Source organism: Rhodococcus sp. 15-725-2-2b (assembly GCF_002259075.1).
Lineage (GTDB): Bacteria > Actinomycetota > Actinomycetes > Mycobacteriales > Mycobacteriaceae > Rhodococcoides.
In genome coordinates, this window is record NZ_NPFL01000011.1 from 234,624 (window position 1) to 253,067 (window position 18,444).

24 protein-coding genes are annotated in these 18,444 nt (G+C 64.9%); 20 read left to right on the forward strand and 4 right to left on the reverse strand.

The features are described from left to right. Position 1 precedes the first annotated feature (1 nt). Genes CH306_RS14985 through CH306_RS14995 form a run of 3 tightly spaced genes read left to right on the forward strand, consistent with a single transcriptional unit; the run spans position 2 to position 2,299 of the window. Positions 2-514 (forward strand): OsmC family protein, encoded by a 513-nt coding sequence (locus tag CH306_RS14985; RefSeq protein WP_068053031.1) that lies wholly within the window; start codon positions 2-4, stop codon positions 512-514. A 4-nt stretch (positions 515-518) separates the two neighbouring features. Further along, positions 519-1,817: an O-acetylhomoserine aminocarboxypropyltransferase/cysteine synthase family protein gene (locus CH306_RS14990; protein WP_094646996.1), complete on the forward strand. Its 1,299-nt coding sequence runs from the start codon at positions 519-521 to the stop codon at positions 1,815-1,817. Continuing rightward, the gene (locus CH306_RS14995) at positions 1,814-2,299 is read left to right on the forward strand and encodes a CoA-binding protein (protein ID WP_094629585.1); all 486 of its coding nucleotides are present in this window, start codon (positions 1,814-1,816) and stop codon (positions 2,297-2,299) included. Before CH306_RS14990 ends, CH306_RS14995 begins: the two co-directional genes overlap by 4 nt. Positions 2,300-2,312: 13 nt before the next feature. On the opposite strand, the gene CH306_RS15000 is transcribed toward CH306_RS14995, so the two are convergent. Beyond that, positions 2,313-3,014 carry an SDR family oxidoreductase gene (locus CH306_RS15000; protein ID WP_068053041.1) on the reverse strand — a complete coding sequence of 234 codons (702 nt, stop codon included), beginning with the start codon at positions 3,012-3,014 and terminating at the stop codon, positions 2,313-2,315. Between the two features lie 60 nt (positions 3,015-3,074). Between CH306_RS15000 and CH306_RS15005 the strand changes: the two genes are divergently transcribed. After that, a complete protein-coding gene (locus tag CH306_RS15005; RefSeq protein WP_094629587.1) occupies positions 3,075-3,515 on the forward strand; it encodes a MarR family winged helix-turn-helix transcriptional regulator in 441 nt (146 codons plus the stop codon). On the opposite strand, the gene CH306_RS15010 is transcribed toward CH306_RS15005, so the two are convergent. Beyond that, positions 3,490-4,251, reverse strand: coding sequence for an SDR family NAD(P)-dependent oxidoreductase (locus CH306_RS15010; RefSeq protein WP_256981173.1), 762 nt, complete (start codon positions 4,249-4,251; stop codon positions 3,490-3,492). The genes CH306_RS15005 and CH306_RS15010 overlap by 26 nt on opposite strands. Positions 4,252-4,312: 61 nt before the next feature. Here CH306_RS15010 and CH306_RS15015 point away from each other — a divergent pair, with 61 nt between their 5' ends. The 3 genes from CH306_RS15015 to CH306_RS15025 are packed head-to-tail and all read left to right on the forward strand — an operon-like array spanning position 4,313 to position 5,805. Next, complete coding sequence (locus tag CH306_RS15015) at positions 4,313-4,897, forward strand: TetR/AcrR family transcriptional regulator (protein WP_094646998.1); 585 nt, start codon at positions 4,313-4,315, stop codon at positions 4,895-4,897. Positions 4,898-4,907: 10 nt separating this feature from the next. Next, on the forward strand, positions 4,908-5,339 hold the full coding sequence (locus CH306_RS15020) for a DUF1810 domain-containing protein (RefSeq protein ID WP_094647054.1): 432 nt from the start codon (positions 4,908-4,910) through the stop codon (positions 5,337-5,339). A gap of 10 nt (positions 5,340-5,349) precedes the next feature. Then, positions 5,350-5,805 (forward strand): 6,7-dimethyl-8-ribityllumazine synthase, encoded by a 456-nt coding sequence (locus CH306_RS15025; protein WP_094646999.1) that lies wholly within the window; start codon positions 5,350-5,352, stop codon positions 5,803-5,805. On the opposite strand, the gene CH306_RS29100 is transcribed toward CH306_RS15025, so the two are convergent. Then, positions 5,785-6,249: a hypothetical protein gene (locus CH306_RS29100; RefSeq protein ID WP_179272884.1), complete on the reverse strand. Its 465-nt coding sequence runs from the start codon at positions 6,247-6,249 to the stop codon at positions 5,785-5,787. The two genes, CH306_RS15025 and CH306_RS29100, sit on opposite strands and share 21 nt — an antisense overlap. 59 nt (positions 6,250-6,308) lie before the next feature. Between CH306_RS29100 and CH306_RS15035 the strand changes: the two genes are divergently transcribed. After that, on the forward strand, positions 6,309-7,718 hold the full coding sequence (locus CH306_RS15035; RefSeq protein ID WP_094647001.1) for an HNH endonuclease signature motif containing protein: 1,410 nt from the start codon (positions 6,309-6,311) through the stop codon (positions 7,716-7,718). A gap of 92 nt (positions 7,719-7,810) precedes the next feature. On the opposite strand, the gene dapD is transcribed toward CH306_RS15035, so the two are convergent. Then, on the reverse strand, positions 7,811-8,764 hold the full coding sequence (gene dapD, locus CH306_RS15040) for a 2,3,4,5-tetrahydropyridine-2,6-dicarboxylate N-succinyltransferase (RefSeq protein WP_032394083.1): 954 nt from the start codon (positions 8,762-8,764) through the stop codon (positions 7,811-7,813). A 180-nt stretch (positions 8,765-8,944) separates the two neighbouring features. On the opposite strand from dapD, the gene CH306_RS29105 reads away from it, so the two are divergent. The 12 genes from CH306_RS29105 to CH306_RS15095 all read left to right on the forward strand — a co-directional run bounded on the left by CH306_RS29105 (position 8,945) and on the right by CH306_RS15095 (position 18,439). Then, the gene (locus CH306_RS29105; RefSeq protein ID WP_158462611.1) at positions 8,945-9,088 is read left to right on the forward strand and encodes a hypothetical protein; all 144 of its coding nucleotides are present in this window, start codon (positions 8,945-8,947) and stop codon (positions 9,086-9,088) included. 46 nt (positions 9,089-9,134) lie between these two features. Next, positions 9,135-10,079 (forward strand): SMP-30/gluconolactonase/LRE family protein, encoded by a 945-nt coding sequence (locus CH306_RS15045; RefSeq protein ID WP_094647002.1) that lies wholly within the window; start codon positions 9,135-9,137, stop codon positions 10,077-10,079. 11 nt (positions 10,080-10,090) lie between these two features. Next, positions 10,091-11,176 carry a succinyl-diaminopimelate desuccinylase gene (gene dapE, locus CH306_RS15050; RefSeq protein WP_094629592.1) on the forward strand — a complete coding sequence of 362 codons (1,086 nt, stop codon included), beginning with the start codon at positions 10,091-10,093 and terminating at the stop codon, positions 11,174-11,176. Between the two features lie 10 nt (positions 11,177-11,186). After that, positions 11,187-11,993, forward strand: coding sequence for a TIGR00730 family Rossman fold protein (locus tag CH306_RS15055; RefSeq protein WP_032394086.1), 807 nt, complete (start codon positions 11,187-11,189; stop codon positions 11,991-11,993). After that, complete coding sequence (locus tag CH306_RS15060; RefSeq protein ID WP_032394087.1) at positions 11,990-12,553, forward strand: TIGR00730 family Rossman fold protein; 564 nt, start codon at positions 11,990-11,992, stop codon at positions 12,551-12,553. Before CH306_RS15055 ends, CH306_RS15060 begins: the two co-directional genes overlap by 4 nt. 92 nt (positions 12,554-12,645) lie before the next feature. Continuing rightward, on the forward strand, positions 12,646-14,421 hold the full coding sequence (locus CH306_RS15065; protein ID WP_032394088.1) for a long-chain-acyl-CoA synthetase: 1,776 nt from the start codon (positions 12,646-12,648) through the stop codon (positions 14,419-14,421). A gap of 36 nt (positions 14,422-14,457) precedes the next feature. Beyond that, positions 14,458-15,318, forward strand: a complete 861-nt coding sequence (gene folP, locus CH306_RS15070; protein ID WP_032394089.1) for a dihydropteroate synthase — start codon at positions 14,458-14,460, stop codon at positions 15,316-15,318. After that, entirely contained in the window at positions 15,315-16,244 is a 930-nt protein-coding gene (locus CH306_RS15075) for a glucosyl-3-phosphoglycerate synthase (protein ID WP_032394090.1), read from the forward strand. The genes folP and CH306_RS15075 overlap by 4 nt, the downstream gene beginning before the upstream one ends. 30 nt (positions 16,245-16,274) lie before the next feature. Then, positions 16,275-16,604, forward strand: coding sequence for a DivIVA domain-containing protein (locus CH306_RS15080; protein ID WP_032394091.1), 330 nt, complete (start codon positions 16,275-16,277; stop codon positions 16,602-16,604). Continuing rightward, a complete protein-coding gene (locus tag CH306_RS15085; protein WP_094647003.1) occupies positions 16,601-17,209 on the forward strand; it encodes a DNA-3-methyladenine glycosylase I in 609 nt (202 codons plus the stop codon). Before CH306_RS15080 ends, CH306_RS15085 begins: the two co-directional genes overlap by 4 nt. Positions 17,210-17,304: 95 nt before the next feature. Next, complete coding sequence (locus tag CH306_RS15090; protein WP_008714277.1) at positions 17,305-17,472, forward strand: DUF3117 domain-containing protein; 168 nt, start codon at positions 17,305-17,307, stop codon at positions 17,470-17,472. 112 nt (positions 17,473-17,584) lie between these two features. Further along, positions 17,585-18,439, forward strand: a complete 855-nt coding sequence (locus CH306_RS15095; protein ID WP_094647004.1) for a methyltransferase domain-containing protein — start codon at positions 17,585-17,587, stop codon at positions 18,437-18,439. The last annotated feature ends 5 nt before the right edge of the window (positions 18,440-18,444 follow it).

Consider the following 18,444-nt stretch of genomic DNA (forward strand, 5'->3'; position numbering starts at 1 on the left):
CATGACCACTTCTGTGTCCCACATCGGCGGCGTCATCGCTGCCTCCGACGATGCCGTGCAGGCCGACGCCAAGAACGCCCACGCGGTGTTCCGTGCCTCCGCCACCGCGCACGATGCCGTCGCCAGCACCGTCACCCTGGGCAAGTTCAGCGTCGAGGTCGACGAGCCGCCCGCCCTCGGCGGTGAGAACAAGGCCGCCAACCCGGTCGAGTACTACCTGGCTTCGCTGCTGTCCTGCCAGGTGGTCACCTACCGCGTCTGGGCCGAGAAGCTCGGTATCGTCGTCGACGACATCAAGGCCAAGGCCGAGGGTGACCTCGACGTTCGCGGATTCTTCGGTTTCGACGACAACGTTCGTCCCGGATTCGGTGAGGTGCGCGTCGTCGTGACCGTCACCGGTCCCGAAACCCGGGAGCGGTACGAGGAGCTGCAGAAGGCCGTCGACGACCACTGCCCCGTGCTGGATCTGACGCGCAATCCCACCCCGATTCACACCGTTCTCGAAACGGCCTGATGTCATGAGCGAACGGACATTCGGCCTGCGTACCAGAGCAATTCACGCCGGAGCGAGACCGGATCCTTCCACCGGTTCGCGTGCTGTGCCCATCTATCAGACGGCCAGCTACGTGTTCGAGAATTCCGCGGACGCAGGCGATCTGTTCGCTCTGCAGAAGTACGGCAACGTCTACAGCCGCATCGGCAACCCCACGGTCGCCGCCTTCGAGGAGCGCATCGCGAGCCTCGAAGGCGGCATCGGGGCGGTGGCGTTCGCCAGTGGGTTGGCGGCCGAGTTCGTAGTGTTCGCTGCGCTTGCCGGCACCGGCGACCACATCGTTGCCGCGGCCGGGCTCTACGGCGGCACGGTGACCCAGCTCGACGTCACGCTGCGTCGCTTCGGCGTCGAGACCACATTCGTTCCCGGTACCGATCCTGCGGATTACGCAGCAGCGGTGACGGATTCGACCAAGCTGATCTACGCGGAGATCATCGGCAATCCGTCGGGGGAGATCGCCGACCTCGAGGGTCTCGCCGCCGTGGCCCACGATCACGGAATTCCGTTGGTGATCGACGCGACGATGGCGACGCCGTGGCTGAGCAGGCCGATCGAATTCGGTGCCGACATCGTGATCCACTCGGCCACCAAGTTCCTCGGTGGTCACGGATCGACGCTCGGGGGAGTGGTGGTCGAATCCGGGCGATTCGATTGGGGCTCGGGCAAATTCCCGCAGATGACGGCCCCGGTGGATTCGTACGGCGGTCTGTCGTGGTGGGGGAACTTCGGCGAATACGGCTTTCTGACCAAGCTGCGCAGCGAGCAGTTGCGCGACATCGGCGGCGCACTCGCACCGCAATCGGCATTCACGTTGATCCAGGGAGTGGAGACGCTGCCGCAACGCATGGACGCGCACGTCGCCAATGCTCGGGTGGTCGCCGAGTGGCTCGAGGCAGATCCCCGGATCGAGTACGTGAGATGGGCCGGGCTGCACAGTCACCCACACCACGACCGAGCAGCGAAGTACCTCCCCACCGGTCCCGGTGCGGTGTTCGCTTTCGGAATCGACGGTGGCCGCGAGGCCGGGCAGGCGTTCGTCGAGAGCGTCCAGGTCGCCAGCCACGTCGCCAACATCGGTGACGTGCGCACGCTGGTTATCCACCCGGGCAGCACCACGCACCGACAACTGACCGACGAGCAACTGCGCGGAGCAGGTGTCGGTCCCGAGCTGATTCGTATCAGCGTCGGCCTCGAAGACGCCGAGGACATTCTGTGGGACCTGGATCAGGCCCTGACGCTGGCAACAGGAAAGGCTCGGTCATGAGCGAACGCACCTGGCAGGGCCCGTCCGCGCCGCAGCGGCAACGCATCCTGCGAGAGACGAAGACCGTCGCGATCGTCGGTGCGTCGAAGAACCCCTCGCGGGCAAGCTACTTCGTCAACCGATACCTCTCGTCGACGAGCAACTACGAGATCTTTCTGGTGAACCCGACGGTCACCGACATCGAAGGAACGACGGTATACCCCACACTCGCCGAACTACCGAAGCCGCCGGATCTGGTCGACGTGTTCCGCAAGTACGACGACCTTCCTGAAGTGCTTTCGGAAACCATTGCAGCGCAGGCGAAGACGATCTGGCTTCAGCTGGGGCTGTGGCACGAGCAGGTGGCCAACGACGGCGAGGCAGCGGGATTGAACGTCGTCATGGATCGGTGCCTCAAGATCGAACACGCCCGATTCCACGGGGGATTGCACCTGGCCGGATTCGATACGGGAGTGATCGATTCGCGTCGGACACGGGGGTAGGCGCGCGTACGCCTCACCACGTGAGGACGGTGTTGTCCTCGAAAACCAGTCCGGTGGGTCCGTCGGCGTCGAGGGTGGCGAGTCGAATCGCCACGGCCGCACCCTCGTCCGGCGATCGCGTTCCGCGGAATCCATTGAAGTCGGTGGCGACGTGCCCAGGAGCTGCTCCGTTGACCTTGATCGGGGTATCGGCAAGGTCTCGGGCGTAGTGGACGGTGAGGGCGTTCAGAGCGGTCTTCGAGCTCGAATACGCCATCGATGGCGTGCCCACCCATGCGCCGTCCTCGCCGATGGAACCGCGCTTGCTGGTGACGTTGACGATCCGACCGGCCGGGGACTCTCTCAGTAGCGGCAGGAATGCGTTGGTCACATCGACGACGGCGAAGACGTTGACGTCGTACACCTTTCGCAGATCCGACGAATTCTCCTCGATAGGGCGGTGATAGCCGACGTTGATGCCTGCGTTGTTGATCAGAGCGTCGAGGTGGCCCACTTCGGTGTCGATGTGTCGGACGGCCTCGTCGATGTCGTCGGCCGAGGTGACATCGAGCCGAATCGGGCGTACGTCTCCGTCGATCCCGGTGGCCGCGGTGACGCCCCCGGCGAGATCTCGCGAGCCCAGATAGACGACAAACCCCTGGGCGGCGAGGCCGCGGACGATGGCAAGGCCGATGCCTCGGTTGGCACCCGTGACCAAAGCAGTGTGTGTTGTCATATCAACACCATGCACCCGGTTGTGTTGTCATGTCAACAGGTCGGTGGATAGGGTGGCGCAATGACGCTGTTGAACGAATCCGAGATGGCCCTGTGGCACGCGTGGAAGCGGGCGCAGGACGCCGTATGGACTCGCGTCACCGCGGAGATCGCGGACAGAACTGGCTTGTCGGATCAGGACTTCGCGGTTCTGACCCGAGTGCACGAAATAGGGCATGGGGTGCTGCGGCAGAGCGCATTGGCGGCGTTGCTCGAGTGGCATCGCAGTCGGCTGTCGCATCATCTGACCCGAATGGCCGACCGCGGACTGATCACTCGTCGTCCGGTCGACGGGGGAGTGGAGGTAGTTCTCACCGAGGTGGGGCGCGACGCCGTCGTGCGCGCGCGGCCCGTTCACGCGGAGGCGGTCAGACGGTATCTGCTCGACGCGATTCCGGCTTCCGAGCGAGTGGTGTTCGAGCGCATCCTTGCCGGCCTCATGCTTTCAGCAGGCGACCACTGATCACGGTGGCCAGTGCACGTGGAGCAAAACGGACACTGCCGGCGCTGATCTTGTTGGACAGGCCGGACACGATACTGGCGGGGGTGCGGCGAGAGTCCAACGCGCGCAGAGCCGTCGCGACCACTTGCTCGGAGGTCTGGAAGTTGCCCACCGCGGCGTCCTCGGATCCGACGACGTCGAAGAACTCGGTGCGGGTAGGGCCGGGGGAGAGCGCGAGAATCTTCAGCAGCGAGGCGCGGTGCTCGAAGGCCAGCGCTTCGGTGAAGTTCAGGACGAATGCCTTCGTTGCGCCGTAGACGGCCATGTTGGGTGTGGGTTGGTACGCGGCGGTACTCGCGACGTTGATCAGTGCGCCGGTCAGGTTCGGCAGGAATGCGTGAGTGAGGTCGACCAGCGCACTGATGTTGAGGGCGATCTCTGCGGCCACGCGCTTCGGATCCTCGTCGGCGAACTTCCCGTTCGTGCCGAAGCCTGCGTTGTTGATCAGTGTGGTGGGTGTGATTCCCCTGTCCGCCAATGTGGTTCGAAGGGTTTCGCCGATGCCGGGGACGCCAAGATCCATGGCTACGACGGTGGCCGTCACCCCGTGATCGGCTTCGATGCGCCGTGCCAGGGCGTTCAGTCGATCGGCGCGTCGCGCCACGAGGACGACGTTCTCGCCGCGTGCGGCGAAGCGGGTGGCGAATTCCTCGCCGAGGCCCGAACTTGCTCCGGTGATGAGCGCTGTGGAAGTCATGGCTGCCAATGTAGGCAGTGTCAGCATTGTTGTCAACGCCAACATCGCCTAGGGTGAGGTCATGGCAACGCAGCGCTACCACCATGGCGACCTGCGCGCGGTGTTGCTCGACGAGGCCGAACGGAGCATCGCGCACGGCGGGGTCGACGCGTTGTCGCTTCGGCAACTGGCCAGAGATGTCGGCGTCAGTCACGGTGCTCCCGCGCGCCACTTCCGCGACAAGCAAGCGCTGTTGGATGCGCTGGCCCTGCACGGTTTCGAGGAACTGAACCGCCGGATGGTCGCCGCGGCAACTGGGCCCGGTGAGCTGATGGCTCGGTTTCGTGCAGTCGCTCGCGCCTACCTCGGATTCGCGGTCGAACATCCGGAGTTGCTGGACGTCATGTACAGCACCAAGCATCATCCCGACGCCAGCGAGAAGCTGAAAATTGTTGCGCACGAAAGCATGACCGCCACCGAGGCATTGCTCAGCGAAGCCATCGCCGCAGGTGTGATCACCGAGGCTCCACCCGAGATCCTCGCGCGGGTTGCTTTCGCGAGCGTGCACGGACTTGCGATGCTGGCCACCGGGGACCTGCTCGACGGCGTCGCGATCGAGGATCTTCTCGACGCGACCGTCGACACGCTGCTGCGTGGGTTCACCTAGGTTGAACGGCATGACCGAATACGACCTGCAACGCTTCGTCGACGCCCAGGACCCCGTCTGGACCTCGGTAACGAAGGAACTGAAGGCGGGACGCAAGCAGACACACTGGATGTGGTTCGTGTTCCCGCAGTTGGCGGGACTGGGGCGTAGCGCGACCGCTCAACACTTCGGCATCGCCGATCTGACCGAGGCGGAGCTCTACCTCTCGCACGAAGTGTTGGGCCCTCGCCTGAAGAAGGCAGCAAGGCTTGTGGCAGCTGTCGAGGGGCGGACGGTCGACGAGATCTTCGGCTATCCCGACAACCTGAAGTTGCATTCGTCCATGACGCTTTTCGCCGAAGCTACCAAGGGTCCGTCCGTATTCGGCGAAGTGTTGCAGAAGTATTTCGCCGGTGAATTCGATAGCCCGACACTCGACTTGCTCGACGAGCGATACCGCTAGCATCGCATCCATGACGACTCCACTCGCCGGATCCATTGCCTTCGTCCACGCCAGCTGGCACTTGGACATCGTCGATCGCGCGAGAGTGGGATTCGCTGCCGAGCTGAAGAATCTCGGAGAAACCGAGACGACTGTCGACGTGTTCGAGGTACCCGGGGCCTTCGAGATCCCACTGCACGCACAGCGGCTCGCCAAGACGGGCAAGTACTCCGCGATCGTCGCCGCTGCACTGGTGGTGGACGGCGGAATCTACCGACACGACTTCGTCGAAACGGCGGTCATCGACGGCCTGATGCGAGTGCAGCTGGACACCGACGTGCCGGTGTTCTCCGTGGTGCTGACGCCACACCACTTCCACGAACACGCCGACCACAACGCCTTCTTCACCGCCCACCTCGAAACCAAAGGCGCAGAAGCCGCACGGGCTGTGGTGAAAACCCTGGCGTCACTGGGGACCATCGGCTGACGCTCGGCGGGCAATCCTGTGTTCGACGAGTATGCGGTGCTCGAGGAGCTCGAACGACGAGAGCCGATTTTCCATCGCCGTGAGTTCGGCATCACGCGTGAGGATTTCGATCGCTTGACGGACGTGGGTTTCTGTGAGGTCGGTGCGTCGGGCAGGCGATACGACCGCGAGCACGTCTGGGCCGTTCTCGAAAAGCGATACGCATCCGACCCCACCGGGCAACTCGATGTCGACTGGACAGCCAGTGAATTCGAGCTCCGAGAAATTGCCTCGAATACGTATTTGCTGACCTACATTCTCGAGCAGGGCGGCCGATCCACCCGCAGGATGACGTTGTGGCAACGCCGCGCGGGTGATTGGAAAATCCTTTATCACCAAGGCACGCACGTATCCGATACCACACCCCACCGACTGGTTTTGGAAGCGCGAATAGTCAAGCAGCACAATAGTTTCCGATTGAACTAAGGTTGCCAGTCGAACGCGCGTTCGATACACTTGCTTCTATGACCACGGAGATTTGGCAACTGAGCGAGAGCGAACTCCTCGCCGACGCCGCCACGGTCTCCCACCAAATACAGCTGCTCGAAGCCCGTCGCATCGCCCTCGTCGTCGAAATCGACACCCGCGTCTCCCGCGAAAAACTCGGCTTCCCCGGACCTGCCGGCTGGCTGACCTCCACCACCCTGCTCTCACCGTCCAAGGCCACCAAGATCGTCGCCCTCGCCCGCGGACTGAAGAACTTCCCCGACATCGCCGACGCTGTGAACGCCGGCGTCATGACCATCGACCATGCCGCCCTGATCCTCACCTTCGCGGAAACCCCACCGAAGAACCTCCCGCAGAAAGGCCAAGACATCGCCCGCAAAGCGATGATCACCGCCGCCACCGGACCCGGAGCCCGCACCGGCCGCATCCGCGAAGCGATCACCAAACTCCACGACACCTACGGCGGCAAAACACCACCCGCCGAGGACACCGACCGCAACGAACTCTTCGCCTCCACAACCCTCAACGGGCGGCTGGTGTTGAAAGGGGATTTCGACGCGATCACCGGCGAGAAACTCCTCACCGCACTCTCCCCGCTGACCGAACCCCGCCCCGACCTCGACGGCACCGAGACACCCAAAACCGGAGACGATCGCAGCCCCGCGAGGCGCAGAGCCGACGCCTTCGGGTACATCCTCGACCAGTACCTCGCTTCGAGCAATCGCCCCACCGAAGGCGGCGAGAGGCCGCACCTGAACCTGCACATCACCCTGCGTGACCTCACCGACCTCCGCGACAGTGCCGACAGTGCTGACGTCGATGACATCGCCGACGACGAAACCACCCGCGCAGCAGCCGAATCCGACACAGACCGAGTCGATCCGGTCGACATCAACACCGGACACCCCATCCACCCCGATGCGGAAGACGGGACGAATCCACCTTGTGCCGCAGATCGTGGCGCGTACAGGGACCTGTTCGGTGACGGCACTTCGGTCGGGTGGCTGCCCTGGATGGGACCGCTCTCGCGCAACACTTCCCGGCAACTCGCCTGCGATTGCGTCCTCACTGCGATCGTCATGGACGAGACGGGTTCCCCGATCAACCTTGCCCGCACCGCACGCACCGTCACCGCCAAACAACGCAAAGCCCTCATCGCGAGAGACCACACCTGCGCTTTCCCCGGCTGCGGCAAACCCGCCGCCTGGACAGAGGCGCATCACATCTGGCACTGGGCCGACGGTGGCCCCACCGACATGAACAACCTCGTCCTCCTGTGCGGATTCCACCACCGACTCCTGCACCACAGTGATTGGGAAGTATTCATCGGCGTCGACAACCACCCGTGGTTCGTGCCACCGGCCACCGTCGACCCGTACCGACAACCCCGACCATCCCACGCCCGAGCAGGCCCCCACATCGCCTGAACCCGCCCAAAGACCACTCCAGCCCCGCACCGAGAACACGGTGCGGGGCTGGAAGAAATTGTCGGACAGACTGATTCGAGTGATGTGGACTCTCAGTCGTTGGCGTGCAGTGCCGCGTTCAGTTCGACGCCGGTGCCCTTCCACGGCACCACCTCGACAGCGCCCGACAGCGAGTTGCGACGGAACAGTAGGTTGGACTTGCCGGACAGTGTCGCCGCCTTCACCACTGTTCCATCCGGGCCACTCACCTTGGTTCCTGCGGTGATGTAGAGCCCGGCCTCGACGACGCAGTCGTCACCGAGTGAGATGCCGAGCCCGGAGTTCGCGCCCAGCAGGCAGCTCTTTCCGACGGAAATGACATTCTTGCCGCCGCCGGAGAGCGTGCCCATGATCGATGCGCCGCCGCCCACGTCGGAACCGTCGCCCACGACGACGCCCGCGGAGATGCGACCCTCGACCATCGAGTTGCCGAGCGTGCCGGCGTTGAAGTTGACGAAGCCCTCGTGCATGACCGTCGTTCCGCTGGCCAGGTGCGCGCCGAGACGAACGCGGTCGGCGTCGGCGATCCGAACACCGGTGGGAACGACGTAGTCGACCAGGCGCGGGAACTTGTCGACTCCGTACACGGTCACCGGACCGCGGGCACGAAGTTTCGCGCGCACCGTCTCGAAACCGTCCACCGCTGCGGGCCCGAAGTTGGTCCACACCACATTGGACAGCAGACCGAACACGCCGTCGAGGTTCTGCCCGTGCGGCTGAATCAACCGGTGCGAAAGCAGGTGCAGTCGCAGATACGCGTCATGGGCGTCGATCGGAGCGTCGTCGAGAGAGGCGATGCTGGTGCGCACTGCGACTACCTCGACGCCGCGCGCCTCGTCCGGTCCGACGAGAGCGGCCAGCTCCTCGGGGACGTCCGAACCCTCGAGCCGGACGGTGCCGGTCTCGAAGCCCGACCCGAGCTCCGGGTTCGGAAACCAGGTGTCGAGAACGACGCCCGACGTCGTGATGTTGGCAATACCTACTGCTGATGCTCCCTGTGCGCTCACGGCTCGAAGAATACGCGGTGGACCCGGAGGGCGGGTTGGCCCGTCATTGCGGGAACGTCGACTGTTCCTGGACGTCGTTCCCGACGCGGCGTCGGTTCGTTATCGGTTCGACCGTCGAGCGTGATCGCATCGGAATGCCGGCGGACGCATCGACGGCGGGGAAGCTGACAGAGTTTCCCGGTGACCACACGTCCCGACTCCCGCATCCGTGGAGTGACCTCGGTGATGGCGGACGGTGTGTCCTTCACAGGGTTGGTGACGACCCTGGCGACGACGATCGTGCTCGGGGTCGCCCTGGGTTTGCATGTCGCAGGCGCGTGGTAGACATCGTCATCGGCTGACAGGGGGTCGCCGAGGTTGGGGGAGTGTCATGGGTTCGAGCAAGTCCGCGCGTATGCGTTCGGTCGTCACGGCGATCGCTGCTGCGACGGTGGTAGCCGGGAGCGTCGTCGTCGGGTCCGGCACCGCAGTCGCTGATCCCTCCTGCGCCGCCGCAGGCGGTCCGTCGGCAGTGGTCGCACGGATCCCGGGTGCAGCTCTGGAAGGCCTGGCGGTCGACGCGTCGGGCCGGGCCTACGTCACCGACATCGTCTCCGGCCGGGTGTTTCGCATCGACGCGCCGGGGCGGGCCGCCTACCCCATCGCGACGGTTCCCAGCGGCGGCGGTGGTGCCCTGGCCTGGATGCCCGACGGCACCCTGCTGGTCGGCTACGGGGCCGACCCTCGCGTCTTCGTCGGAGACATCGTCAAGGCCGCCGGGATCGTGCGGCTCGACGTGAACACCCTGACCGTGACCCCGTTCGCCACCGGTCTGAGCGCAGCCAACGGACTCGCCGTCGCCGCTGACGGAACGGTGTACGCCACCAACGACTTCGGCTCGCTCATCGGCCGGATCGGCCCCGATGGTTCGGTCGACCCGGCGTGGGCGAGCTTCCCCAGTGCCAACGGCGCAGTGCTCGACGCCGCCGATCGGTACCTCTACGTCTCGCGCACCTTCGTGAACCCGGGCGTCAGCCGTATTCCGCTCGCCGACCCCTCGGCACCGGAAAGCGTGCTCGACCTGACGGGACTCGACTCGTTCGCTGCTCCGGACGGACTCACCCTCGACGACGCCGGACGTCCGGTGGTACCGCTGAATGCAGGCGGCTCCGTCGTCCGCATCGATGCGCCGGGGGCGACGTGCGTCATCGGCACCGGAACTCGGTTGACCAGCGTCGTCGCCTACGGTCGCTCCGACCAGGGGTTCTCGAACGGAAGATTGTTCGGGGCAGGCTTCGACGGCGTGGTCCGCGAGATTCCGGGATCCACGGCCTAGAGTTTTCACCCGTGACGCTCGAACTGAATGCAGACCCGATCGACCTCACCGCGGCGCTGGTGGACATCCCCAGTGTCAGCGAGGACGAATCGCGCATTGCGGACGAGGTGGAACGGGCGCTCCGCGACCAGACCACCGGCTTCGAGATCATCCGCAGTGGCAACGCCGTGCTGGCCCGGACCAACCTCGGGCTCGGGTCGCGCGTGATGCTCGCCGGGCACCTCGACACGGTTCCGATCGCAGACAACGTGCCGTCGAGGCGGGAGCACGACAGCGCCGAAGGTGACATCCTGCACGGCTGCGGAACCGTCGACATGAAGTCGGGCGACGCAGTGTTCCTGCATCTCGCCGCGACGATCGACAATCCTGCGCACGATCTCACTCTGGTGTTCTACGACTGCGAGGAGATCGCGGCTGCCCGCAACGGGCTGGGCCGCATCGAACGCGAACTTCCCGAATGGCTGGTCGCCGACGTCGCGATCCTCGGCGAACCGTCCGGCGGGTTCATCGAGGCCGGTTGCCAAGGGACACTGCGGGTTCGGTTGACGGCGTCGGGAACACGGGCTCACAGTGCCCGGTCCTGGTTGGGTGACAATGCAATTCACAAATTCGGAGCGGTCCTGAACCGGCTCGCAGCGTACCGCGCACGCACCGTCGACATCGACGGCTGCGTGTATCGGGAAGGGCTGCAAGCGGTCCGGATCTCCGGTGGGGTCGCGGGCAACGTCGTTCCCGACGCGGCCGAGCTCGATGTCAACTTTCGCTTCGCACCCGATCGCAGCGTCGACGACGCCGTCGAACACGTTCGTGAGGTGGTCGAGGGACTGGATCTCGGCTTCGAGGTCACCGACTCGTCGCCGGGTGCCCTTCCCGGACTGAACCAGCCTGCGGCGGCTGCGCTCATCGAAGCCGCGGGCGGACAATTCCGTGCCAAGTACGGCTGGACGGACGTCTCCCGGTTCTCGGCGCTCGGTATTCCGGCGGTCAACTACGGACCCGGCGACCCCAATCTCGCCCACAAGCGCGACGAACGCGTCCCCGTCGAGCAGATCACCCACGTCACGCAGGTTCTCCGGAGCTACCTCACTGCCGGATAGCCTGAACGCCATGAACAGCGACCAGGACCCAGGTAGTTCCGAGGAACACGGCAGTTCCGAAGAACACAGCAGTTTCGAGTGGCACAGCAGCGAGAAGCCGGCCAAGCACAAGGGATCCGTCGTACTTCGGCGTGGCCGGAACACCGAGACCTCCACCTCGGATCAGCGCCTGCTCGACGAGCGAGGACCGGGGAACTGGATTCACTCCGACACCTGGCGAGTCTTGCGCATCCAGAGCGAATTCGTCGAGGGATTCGGTGCACTCGCCGAGGTCCCCAAGGCCGTGACGGTGTTCGGTTCGGCGCGCACCCCCGTCGACCATCCCGAGTACGCCCGAGCCCGGCAGCTCGGAGCTGCTCTCGCGAAAGAGGGCTTCGCCGTCATCACCGGTGGTGGGCCGGGCGCGATGGAGGGGGCAAACCGAGGTGCGAGCGAGGCCGACGGCTACTCGATCGGGCTCGGGATCGAGCTGCCGTTCGAGCAGGGCCTCAACGAATGGGTCGATCTGGGCGTCAACTTTCGCTACTTCTTCGTTCGCAAGACCATGTTCGTGAAGTACTCGCAGGCGTTCGTGTGCCTTCCCGGCGGCTTCGGTACTCTCGACGAACTCTTCGAGGCGCTGACCCTGGTGCAGACGGCCAAGGTCACCAGGTTCCCGATCGTGTTGCTGGGCAAGGACTTCTGGTCGGGACTGCTCGATTGGATCAAGACGACTCTCGTGAAAGAAGGCAAGGTGTCCGAGAAGGACCTCGAACTGATCCACTGCACCGACAGCGTCGACGAGGCTGTCCGGATCGTCCGCGAGGCCCAGCAGTGAGCGATCGTGGCACGACCGAACGCGCGATCAGTGTCTGCGTCTACTGTGCGTCCGGTCCCGTCGACTCCTCCTTCATCGACCTCGCCGCCGAGGTCGGCACCGAGATCGGCCGACGAGGCTGGCAGCTCGTCTCGGGCGGCGGCAACGTGTCGATGATGGGCGCCGTTGCTGCGGCGACGCGAGCTGCGGGCGGCAACACGGTCGGTGTGATCCCCAAAGCACTCGTGCATCGCGAGGTCGCCGATGTCGATGCCGACGAGTTGATCGTCACCGACACCATGCGCGAGCGGAAGAAGATCATGGAGGACCGCGCCGACGCGTTCATCACCTTGCCGGGTGGCATCGGGACGTTGGAGGAGCTGTTCGAGACGTGGACCGCGGGCTATCTCGGGATGCACAGCAAGCCGATGGTGATGCTCGACCCATTCGGACATTTCGACGGCATGATGCAGTGGATCGACGGGCTGCTGGCCACGGGCTTCGTCCAGCAGCGCGCCGTGGATGCCCTGATCAGAACCGCGTCGGTCGAGGCTGCCCTGGACGCCTGTGCAACGTTGTGACAGGTCACCAACCGTGGCCGACGAGTGCGCTCCTCAAAGTTGTTACTCTCAAGTAGGGTAAGAAATCTCACATCGTCTTCAAAGGGGAGTACATGGCTGTCGATGCCCGTCAGAAAATCGGAGTGACCGACCTCGCGGTCGCGTTGCCGAAAATGGTGACGGAGGTGCCCAGTCTCCTCAAGGGCCTGGCGGGATTCACCCGCAAACCCGACCACAAGGCGTCGATCGGTCAGGTCTTCCAGGATGCCGCCGCGAAGAACAGCGACCGTCCGTTCGTGCGGTTCGAGGGTGAGTCGATCACCTACCGGGACGCGAACGAGCTCGTCAACCAGTACGCCGCGGTGTTCGCAGACCACGGAGTCAAGCGCGGCGACGTCGTCGGCATCCTCAGCAAGAACCGCCCGGAGGCGCTGTTCGCAGCACTTGCCGCCGTCAAACTCGGCGCCACCGCGGGAATGCTGAACTACAACCAGCGCGGCGATGTACTCGAACACAGCCTGGGCATTCTCGAGGCGAAGGTCCTCGTACTGGACGAGAACGCGCAGGAGGCGCTCGATTCGCTCGACGGGGAGCCGAAGGTCGGTGCCGTACTGCCGCTGAAGAAACTCGCCGAACTCGCCGCGACGGCGTCGACAGCCAACCCGAAGGTGACCGCCGAGATCCAGGCCAAGGAGAAGGCGTTCTACATCTTCACCTCGGGCACCACCGGCATGCCGAAGGCGAGCCTGATGAGCCACTTCCGCTGGCTCAAGTCCATGTCCGGTCTCGGCAACATGGGTGTCCGGCTGCGCAGCAACGACGTCATCTACTGCTGCCTGCCGCTCTACCACAACAACGCGCTGACGGTGACGCTGTCCTCGGTGCTCGCGGGCGGCGCGACGATGGCCATCGGCAAGCAGTTCTCGGTGAGCAATTTCTGGGACGACATCCGGGTCAACAAGGCCACCGCGTTCACCTACATCGGCGAGCTGTGCCGCTACCTGCTGACACAGCCGAAGAAGAGCTCCGACCGCGACAACTCGGTGAAACTGATCGTCGGCAACGGACTGCGCCCGGAGATCTGGGAGGAGTTCACCGAACGATTCGGCATCTCCCGCGTCGCCGAGTTCTACGGTGCAAGCGAGTGCAACATCGCGTTCATCAACGCCCTCAACATGAAGAAGACCGCCGGGATCTGCCCGCTCCCGTACGCCGTCGTTCAGTACGACGAGGAGTCCGGCAAGGCCAAGCGCGGTCAGGACGGCAAGCTCCGCAAGGTCGGAAACGGCGAGGTCGGACTGTTGCTGTCCAAGGTGACCGACCGGGCGCCGTTCGACGGCTACTCCGACGACAAGGCCACCGAGAAGAAGTTGGTGCGCGACGGCTTCAAGGACGGCGACGCGTGGTTCGACACCGGCGATCTGGTTCGTAAGCAGGGCTGGATGCACGTCGCATTCGTCGACCGTCTCGGCGACACCTTCCGTTGGAAGGGTGAGAACGTGGCCACCACCCAGGTCGAAGGTGCGCTCGGTGGGCATCCGTCGATCGACGGTGCCGTCGTGTACGGCGTCGACATCGAGGGAACCGACGGCAAGGCAGGCATGGCTGCGGTGACGCTGCGCGAGGGCGAGACCTTCGACGGCAAGTCCACGGCCGCGCACCTCTACGACAAGCTCCCCACGTACGCGGTGCCCCTCTTCGTCAGGGTCGTCGACAGCCTCGAGCAGACGTCGACGTTCAAGAGTCAGAAGGTGGCCCTGCGCAAGCTCGGCTACGAGGAAGACGGCGACAGCGACCTGTACGTGCTGCGCGGCAAGTCCGGTGGCTACGAGAAGGCGTACGACGGCTACGTCGCCGAGGTCGCCGCAGGCAAGGCTCCCAAGGGCTGAGCACTCGAAAGATGCGCTCGTGCCACTATTGATTTCATGAGCACCCTCTGCGGCAAACCGGTCGCCGACGATCGCGCATTGGTCATGGCCATCGTCAATCGCACCCCCGATTCGTTCTACGACGGGGGTGCGAATTTCAGCGACGACGCTGCGATGGCGTCGGTGCACCGGGCTGTCGCAGAGGGTGCCGACATGATCGACATCGGTGGTGTGAAGGCAGGTCCCGGCGACATCGTCGACGCCGAGGAGGAGATCCGCCGTGTCGTTCCGTTCGTCGAGGCCATCCGGGACGCGTATCCGGAGCTGCTGATCAGTGTGGACACCTGGCGCAGCGAGGTAGCTCGACTGGCCTGCGGTGTCGGAGCGGATCTGATCAACGACACGTGGGCCGGGGCCGACCCCGAGCTGGTGCGCGTCGCTGCCGCCGAAGGAGTCGGCATCGTCTGCTCGCACACCGGCGGTGCGGTGCCCCGTACTCGCCCGCATCGGGTTCGGTACGCCGATGTGGTGGCCGACGTGATCACCGAAGTCACCGCCGCCGCGGAGAACGCCGTCGCGGAGGGGGTGAAAAAAGATTCGATTCTGATCGATCCGACGCACGATTTCGGGAAAAACACCTATCACGGGCTCGAGTTGTTGCGTCGCGTGGACGATCTTGTAAACACCGGGTGGCCTGTGCTCATGGCGCTGAGCAACAAGGACTTCGTAGGCGAGACTCTAGGGGTAGAGCTCGCCGACCGGTTGGAGGGAACATTGGCAGCGACAGCATTGGCCGCAGCAGGCGGAGCCCGAATGTTCCGGGTGCACGAAGTTGCGTCGACCAGAAGAGTCGTCGACATGGTGGCAGCGATCCAGGGACTGAGAACCCCGGCGCGGACGGTCAGGGGTCTGGCATGACACTTGCAGATCGAACGGACGTCACCAGGGCGTGGTCCGAGACCAACAGCTGGGACACCCCGGAGTGGACCATTGCCGAGCTCGAGGCCGCCAAAGCGGGCCGAACGGTGTCGGTGGTACTCCCGGCACTGAACGAGGAACAGACGGTCGCCGCTGTCATCGACACCATCCACCCGTTGCTCGGTGGCCTCGTCGACGAGCTGATCGTGTTGGACTCCGGTTCCACCGACGAGACGGCCGTGCGCGCGACAGCGGCCGGCGCACGCGTCATCAGCCGAGAAGAAGCGGTACCCGGCGTGGACCCGGTACCGGGCAAGGGCGAGGTGCTGTGGCGATCGGTCGCCGCGTCGACCGGTGATCTCATCGCGTTCGTCGACTCCGACCTGATCAACCCCGATCCGGCGTTCGTGCCCAAGTTGCTCGGCCCCCTGCTGATGGGCGACGGCATCCACCTCGTCAAGGGCTACTACCGCCGTCCGTTACGGACCAGTGGAACCGAGGACGCCAACGGCGGTGGACGCGTCACCGAGCTCGTGGCAAGGCCGCTGCTCGCTGCCCTTCGGCCCGAGCTGACCGGGGTCATTCAGCCCCTCGGCGGTGAGTATGCCGGTACGCGTGAGCTTCTGTCCGCGGTGCCGTTCGCACCCGGCTACGGAGTGGAGATCGGGCTGCTGCTCGATACCTACGACAGGCTCGGACTGCGGGCGATCGGCCAGGTCAATCTGGGTGTGCGCAAGCACCGCAACCGCCCGCTGGTCGAACTCGGGGCCATGAGCAGACAGATTGTCGGGACGATGCTCAATCGGTGCGGGATGGTCGATTCCGGTGCCGGTCTGATGCAGTTCCGGGTCGACGGCGACTCGTTCGAGCCGTTCTCCACCGAGGTGTCGTTGCTGGACCGACCGGCGATGAACTCGCTGAAGTAGCGTGTCGGGCGGTCGTGACAAGATCGTGGCATGTTGACGCTGCTGATCTACGTCGTCGTCATTGCCGTCGTCGCCGCTGCATTGTTCTTCGTGGCGTCAGCGGTGTTCGGTCGCGGTGAGGAACTGGGCCCGCTGCCCGAGGGAACCACCGCGACCGTTCTGCCGGCCGAAGGCGTCACCGGTGCCGACGTGCACGCGCTGAAATTTCAGCAGAGCCTGCGCGGCTACAAGCCCAGCGAGGTCGACTGGGCGTTGGAGCGACTGGGCGGCGAGATCGACATGCTCCGTTCGCGACTGTCGGCTGCGCAGCAGGCACAGGAGACGGTCGCCCCGTCCCCGGATGAGCCGGACGAGCGATGAGCGTTGTCGCCGGACCGGACGGCCGACTGCGCTGTCCCTGGGGTGCCACCGACGACGACCTGTACCGGAACTACCACGATCTCGAATGGGGACAGCCGCTCCACGGCCGCAACGAGCTCTACGAGCGGCTCTGTCTCGAAGCGTTTCAATCGGGCCTGTCGTGGATCACGATCCTGCGCAAACGCGACAGCTTCCGCACGGCATTCGCCGGATTCGATCCGGAGCTGGTGGCCCGGTTCGGCGACGCCGATGTCGAACGGTTGATGAACGACGCGTCTATCGTGCGCAACAGGCTCAAGATCGACGCTGCGGTGAGCAACGCGCGTGCCATCGTCGATTTCGACGACACCGACCTCGACACCCTGCTCTGGTCGTTCGCTCCGAAACCCAGGCCGGCGCGCCTGACCGAGTTCTCCGATGTGCCCGCCTCGACTCCGGAGTCCACCGCTCTGGCCAAGGAGCTCAAGCGGCGGGGCCTACGGTTCGTCGGTCCGACAACTGCCTACGCCTTGATGCAGGCCACCGGAATGGTCGACGATCACCTGTCGGGGTGTTGGGTGCAGGTCGTCAATACCGACTCCGGTTCCCGGTATCGACGACGATAGGGAAGAATAGGGGACAACACCCGTCGCCCCGCGACGAAATTGTCTTTTTGGCCTAGGCGCCGAGCTGGTGGGCGCAGATCTGGAGGGAGCAGAGGATGGCGGCGATGAAGCCCCGGACCGGGGACGGTCCCCTCGAAGCAACCAAAGAGGGACGAGGAATCGTCATGCGCGTCCCGCTCGAGGGGGGCGGCCGATTGGTCGTCGAATTGACCCCCGACGAGGCCGCGGCGCTCGGTGACGAATTGAAGGGTGTCACCGGCTGACCGTTCTGTCGATCGATCATCGCTCAGCCCCGCTCGCCGTGACGGCAAGCGGGGCTTTGTGTTGTGTTCACGACTGTGCCGTCCGGCAGAGTCGTGACGGAGGAGGTGTCCGATGCTGACCGACGTCGTGGATGTGCTGCTGTGTCCGCAGTGCCGAGCACGCGAGGTCGACTCCGGGCTCGGTGTCGGCGACACGGATCGGGCGCTGTGGTGCGATCGAGGGCACTCGTTCGACGTCGCTCGGCAGGGGTACGTCAGTCTGCTGACCGGTGACGGCGGCAAGTTCACCGGCGACTCGGCCGAGATGATCGCCGCGCGCGATGCGTTCCTGGGGGAGGGGCACTTCGACCCGATCGCCCGAGCAGTGTCTGCGGGGGTCCCGGTGGACAGCGAGGTGGTGCTCGACGTCGGGGTGGGAACCGGTCACTATCTCGCGGCTGTTCTCGACGACCACCCCGAGGCTCGGGGGATGGGCGTCGACGTGTCGAAGTTCGCGGCCAGGCGCGCTGCCCGGTCCCATCCCCGGCTGGGGTCCGTGGTCGCCGACATCTGGAGCGGACTTCCGGTGCGGTCGGGTGCCCTGTCCGCGGTGACGTGCGTCTTCGCTCCGCGCAACGCCGGAGAACTGAATCGGGTACTCGTCGACGACGGCGTGTTGGTGGTCGTCACGCCCACGACGCGGCATCAGCGCGAGCTGCGGGGGCCGCTGGGACTCATCGGCGTCGACGAGGACAAGCCCCGCCGCCTGAGCGAATCGTTGTCCGGTCTGTTCGAACCGGTCACGGAATCTCCGCTGGAGTATCCGATGATGCTCTCGCACAACGACATCGAGGCTCTGATCGGCATGGGCCCGTCGGCGCGTCACGGTGACCCCGAGGCGCGGGCTGCGGCGCTGACGCAGCTACCGGACACCACCGAGGTCACCGCGTCGGTGACGGTGTCGACCTATCGCAAGACGAATCGCTGAGTCGT